Raw genomic sequence first — 4075 nt, forward strand, 5'->3', positions numbered from 1 at the left:
GAATGGCTTCAGACCGGGTTACGGTAAGCTTGGTCATCGAATCCGGAATGGCTTCAGCAAAAGCTTTGTYATGACGAGCCTGATCTCGCGAAAGCCCAGCCGTTTCTTCTTCATTTTAAGAGGTTGAAAATAAGTGCGCAAAGCTAAGTGTTTTGGCTTATAATGCAACAAAAGCAACCTGACTGAATTACGATACTTAACACGGCTCTGATCATACCCGTATTCCATATACAAAACCAGTACTTGCCTGTTATTAAGCTAAAGAATAGATCATGCAAAAATATCTGCCCTTGTTTCCGTTGAATATCGTGGTGTTTCCGGGCGAGAAGCTGAACCTGCACATCTTCGAGCCACGCTACAAGCAGTTGGTCCACGACTGCATCGAAAACGAGGGCACTTTTGGGATACCTGCCTTCATTAACAATGGCGTGGGCCTGTATGGCACGGAGATCAAACTGCTGCACGTCGAGAAAAAATACGACACCGGTGAGATGGATATTCGCACCCAGGGACTGGGCATATTCAAGATACTGGAGTTTGACAGGCAGGCACCGGGCAGACTGTATGCAGGCGGCAAAGTAGAGGAAGTAGAGAACGTGGAGGACGAGGACATCGTGACAAAGATGAAAATACGTGAGAAACTGCAGGAACTGTATACCGCTCTAGGTATAAGCAGTATCCTGATGGAGCTACCCGAAAACTTTAGTTCTTTTGACGTAGCCCACAATTTAGGCCTCAATACAGAACAGGAATATACCTTATTGCAGTGTAACAGTGAGGCACTGCGGCAAGAGATGATCCTTCAGCACCTTGAACAGGTATTGCCCATCGTAGCCGAAACTGAAAAGCTGAAGGAACGTGTCAAGCTCAATGGGCATTTCAAAAACCTTACACCACCCAACTTCTGATGCTGCTATACTTTATTCTCATACCTACTGTGCTATTTTTGGTATTTGGGCTGTTCAGCTACTGGCAAGAGCTCAAGTACCGGAACAAACCCTTCTACAAACTATCGGATGTTGGCTGGCGCAAGTGCCTGCCCAAACCAGAGGCCCGTTTGGTGCACAGCATCGCTTTTATGGGGGACGTTGGCTATGTGGCGACCGATGGCACCGACCCTGTGATGAAGCTGTTAGATGAATGGCAGCATAATACAGGACCAGACGGTAGCGTCCTGTTTCTGGGCGATAACCTGTATCCTGTTGGACTCCCTGCTGAAACCCACCGCCACTACCCTGCCGCCAAAGAGCGCTTGGACTTTCTGTTGCATCAAATGAGAGCGTATGCAGGACGCAAGATCTTTCTGAGCGGTAACCATGACTGGAACAAAGGACGCAAAAAAGGACTGGAATATGTGCTGCGACAAGAAAAGTATGTGGTGGATACACTGCAGGACGAATGCAGCTACCTGCCACGACATGGTTGTCCAGGCCCGGAGGCTATACAGCTAGCCGATGGACTGCTGCTGGTGATCATCAACACACAGTGGTGGGTGCAGCGCGGCGAAAAGCCGATGGGCCGCAAACAGGGCTGCCCCTATGATGACATCGAAGACTTCTTCCTGCGCCTGAACAAGATCTTAAGACGAAACCGGCACCAGCGCATCGTGGTGGCCGCGCACCACCCACTTTACAGCAATGCCCTGCATGGTGGCAAGTTCACGATCAAGCAACACATATTTCCGCTGACGGCCGCCCACAAGCGCTTTTATATTCCGCTGCCCATTTTTGGCTCGTTATATCCCTTCTACCGCAAAATGTTCGGTGCCTATGAAGACATGTCGCACCGTAAATACCGCAAAATGCGCAAACGCCTGCTTCGTATCTTCCATCAGTACAGCAACATCGTATATGTGGCAGGGCACGACCACAACCTGCAGCACTTTGAAGTGCGGGACAACCATTACATTGTCAGCGGGTCCGGGAGTAAAACATCATTCGTGAAGAAGGGCGGCAAAGCCACTTTTACGCTGGAGCAGCGGGGCTTTTTTGTGCTTAACTATTATGATACCGGAGAGGTATGGATAGAAGCCCTCGCAGTGACTGAGGGGGAAAATGTTTCAAAACCCGGAGCTGTAGTGTTCAGAAAAGAACTCGGTTCCGTACTGCAGCCAAAAGAGCAGACGCAGGAGGTATAGTTTTGGCTCAACCTTCCTCTTCAGGTATAGGCAGTATGACTTTCAGGCTTTTGGGGTGCATCGTAACTTTTATCTCCTCTCCCAACTCGGCCGGCTCCCCATCGATGTGCACCACTTCATGGTCAACGTTGTAAACCGTGGCTTTGCGGCAGCTGATGCGGCGGGTATAAACCGACCCGTCTATGTTGTCTGTATACATGCGGAACAGCAGTGCTGGAGCTGCAGCCTTCGGAAAGGGCTCAATTAGACAGATTTCAAAACGGCCATCGTTCAGGATACCGCTCGGGTTGATGGCAGCATTGCTCCCAAAGGCATTGGCATTGGCAATCGTGACCATAAAAGCCTCTCCTTCAAAATTCTCCGTATCGGTTTCAATGCGGTAGAACTTTGGTTCGTAGTTCATGTATTCCTGCAAGGCTATCCAGGCATAGGCACCCGGGCCTCGCTTGTCACCCTCGCAGAATCGCTTTACGACCAACGCATTAAAACCTAGATCGCTGAGGTGAATAGAAGGCTGCCCGTTCAGGTCAATGGTATCGATGTTGCGTATCACGTGTTCGTGGATCAGCTGCAGCGCCTCCTCTGTGTCCTGCGGTATACCTAAGTCCTTGGAAAGCCCGTTGCCTGAACCGAGCGGGATGATGCCCAGGGGCGTCTTACTGCCTATCAGCAAGGCGCCCACCAGACTGACCGTACCATCTCCCCCTACTGCAAACACCGCATCATACTGATGCTGCTCGATTTTTTTCTTTACATGCTCGTGGTCTCTTTCACCGGTGGTGCGGTAAATGGTGCAGTTCAGCTGATGCTCGGTACAGACAGTCCTTATCTCTTCCTCCAGCTCACTTTTGTCTATGTCGCCTGCGATGGGGTTGATAACAAATAGCAGGTTTTTGATCTTATCCTCTTGTTGCATGCTGCTGTCGTGGTGTCTTTGGTTGATTTTAAGTTTGATGGCTTAGTCGATCAAACCAGCGGGCAAGCCATTTGGATATTTCTGTTGGATGGCACGCTCAATTTCAGCTATACGGTTGCCTGGGTTTGGGTGCGTTTGAGTGAACTCAGGACCACTGGCACCACCGCTGGCTTCCTCCAGAATGCGCATCACCTCTATCATGGCCCGCGGTCATAACCAGCCTCACCTGTCAGGCGCACAGCCAGTCTGTCGGACTCCAACTCATCCTCCCGGCCATAGCGCATGTTCATTAATTTCCCAATCATGGCGGCAGCCACAGCACCGGTTTGCGAGGCAGGATTATTCGGATCATAAGTGGCAATGGCAGCAGCGCCGGTGAGGCCCTGGGTGAGCTTTGCCTTGGCCAGTTGCTGGCAGAGTGCCGTCCAACCACATGTCCTATCTCATGGCCCAGCACTCCTGCCAGTTGGGCCTCTGAACTGAGGCGGCGCAGCAGGCCAGCTGTTATAAAGATCTGTCCGCCAGGCAAAGCGAATGCGTTTACTGTATTTTCATCGGCCAGCAGGTGAAAGTCGAACTTATAGGGTGTTTCTCTGACACGGGTATTCTGAACAAGGCGCTGCCCTATTTCGTTTACCTGTGCCCTCGCCTGCTCGTCAGGGTGCAACCCACCATATTGAGATGCCATTTTGGGGGCGGTCTGCAGTCCCAGCGCGATCTCCTGCTCTACGGTCATGTCTACGTGCTGCACCTGGCCTGTAAACTCATTTTCCTGTCTGTTGCACCAGTACGTGACCAGTGATACCGCCGCGATCAGAATGGCGACGATCAACTTCATGACTGCTCTCATCTTACGCTTCTCCTTAAATTTTTAACTGCCATTCAAATCCTTATTCAGCTATCGCACAAAAGTATCTGAGTCAGTCGGGTGTGCTGCTTCATCATATACTTTTTATTGCACTAAAAAGTATACGCAGCGCGCGGAAAAAAACGAGCAGAAGAGGACAGGTATAGCAGAAGGT

Annotated in this window: 5 protein-coding genes; 2 read left to right on the plus strand and 3 right to left on the minus strand. The window is 50.7% G+C overall.

The genetic code is table 11. From position 1 onward, the window contains the following. Nucleotides 1-272: 272 nt before the first annotated feature. Together O71_RS18835 and O71_RS18840 are read left to right on the plus strand one after the other, a co-directional pair. The gene (locus tag O71_RS18835; RefSeq protein ID WP_007660160.1) at nt 273-908 is read left to right on the plus strand and encodes an LON peptidase substrate-binding domain-containing protein; all 636 of its coding nucleotides are present in this window, start codon (nt 273-275) and stop codon (nt 906-908) included. Continuing rightward, on the plus strand, nt 908-2137 hold the full coding sequence (locus O71_RS18840) for a metallophosphoesterase (RefSeq protein ID WP_007660161.1): 1230 nt from the start codon (nt 908-910) through the stop codon (nt 2135-2137). The genes O71_RS18835 and O71_RS18840 overlap by 1 nt, the downstream gene beginning before the upstream one ends. 7 nt (nt 2138-2144) lie before the next feature. Here O71_RS18840 and O71_RS18845 read toward each other — a convergent pair whose 3' ends face one another. From O71_RS18845 to O71_RS18850, 3 genes are all read right to left on the minus strand, one after another. After that, nucleotides 2145-3053 (minus strand): diacylglycerol kinase family protein, encoded by a 909-nt coding sequence (locus O71_RS18845; protein ID WP_007660162.1) that lies wholly within the window; start codon nt 3051-3053, stop codon nt 2145-2147. 42 nt (nt 3054-3095) lie between these two features. Next, entirely contained in the window at nt 3096-3254 is a 159-nt protein-coding gene (locus tag O71_RS26040; RefSeq protein WP_007660163.1) for a hypothetical protein, read from the minus strand. Between the two features lie 100 nt (nt 3255-3354). After that, a complete protein-coding gene (locus O71_RS18850) occupies nt 3355-3903 on the minus strand; it encodes a M48 family metalloprotease (RefSeq protein ID WP_237717907.1) in 549 nt (182 codons plus the stop codon). Nucleotides 3904-4075: the final 172 nt, after the last annotated feature.

The sequence above is a fragment of the Pontibacter sp. BAB1700 genome, from assembly GCF_000277005.1.
Classification (GTDB): Bacteria; Bacteroidota; Bacteroidia; order Cytophagales; family Hymenobacteraceae; genus Pontibacter; species Pontibacter lucknowensis.